This window comes from Streptomyces sp. NPDC090021, assembly GCF_044748225.1.
Classification (GTDB): Bacteria; Actinomycetota; Actinomycetes; order Streptomycetales; family Streptomycetaceae; genus Streptomyces.
This window is the reverse complement of record NZ_JBIVFO010000103.1, coordinates 1-1,053: the sequence shown is the minus strand read 5'-3', so window position 1 is coordinate 1,053 and position 1,053 is coordinate 1. Positions and strand designations below refer to the sequence as shown.

The 1,053-nt window shown below is 65.6% G+C and carries 1 protein-coding gene; it reads right to left on the bottom strand.

Annotated elements, in window-relative coordinates; all coding sequences use genetic code 11:
• Positions 1-22 precede the first annotated feature (22 nt).
• The gene (locus tag ACIPXC_RS35055) at positions 23-1,051 is read right to left on the bottom strand and encodes an IS630 family transposase (protein WP_401626568.1); all 1,029 of its coding nucleotides are present in this window, start codon (positions 1,049-1,051) and stop codon (positions 23-25) included.
• Positions 1,052-1,053: the final 2 nt, after the last annotated feature.

Below are 1,053 nucleotides of genomic sequence, written 5' to 3'. Positions count from 1 at the left end.
GAGTCTCGGAAGAGGTGCATATCTAGGGTTTGGGGTTCGGCAGGCGGTTCAGGTAGCCGGCGAGGCGTTCGAAGATCTCGTCGGCGGACTTGGTCCAGGTGAACGGCTTGGGGTCCTCGTTCCAGTGGGCGATCCAGTCGCGGATGTCCTTCTCGAGCGCCTGGACGTTCTTGTGGACCCCACGCCGTATCTGCTTGTCCGTCAGCAGGCCGAACCAGCGCTCGACCTGATTGAGCCAGGACGAGCTGGTCGGCGTGAAGTGCATATGGAAGCGCGGGTGCGCGAGCAGCCACTTCTGGATGGCAGGAGTCTTGTGGGTGGCGTAGTTGTCGCAGATCAGGTGGACGTCGAGCTCGGCGGGGACTTCCTTGTCCAGCTTCGCGAGGAACTTCTTGAACTCGGCGGCGCGGTGGCGGCGGTGCAGGGAGCCGATGACCTCGCCGGTGGCGGTGTTGAGCGCCGCGAACAAGGTGGTGACGCCTCCACGCAGGTAATCGTGGGTGCGGCGCTCGGGCATACCGGGCATCATCGGCAGCACCGGGGCCGATCGGTCCAGCGCCTGAATCTGCGACTTCTCATCGACGCAGAGCACAATGGCGCGCTCGGGCGGATCAAGGTAAAGACCCACCACGTCGCGGACCTTCTCGACGAACTGCGGGTCCTTGCTCAGCTTGAAGGTGTCGACCTGGTGCGGCTTGAGGCCGAAGGTGCGCCAGATCCGCGAGACCGTCGACTGGCTCAGCCCGCTCTGCTTTGCCATCTCGCGAGTGGACCAGTGGGTGGCGCCCTTCGGCGTTGTCTCCAGAGTCCGCACGATCACGTCCTCGACCTGCTCGTCCGTCACCGTGCGGGCAGGACCCGGCCGCTTCTCGTCGGCCAGGCCCTCCAGCCGCTGGGCCGCGAACCGCTTGCGCCAAGTAGCCACCGTGGTCGGATGAATCCCAAGTTCCTTACCCACCTGCGTGTTCGACAGCCCGTCAGCACACGCCAGGACGATCCGACAACGCAGCGCCAGAGCCTGCGCGGACGTCGCCCGCCGCGACCAGCGCAGCA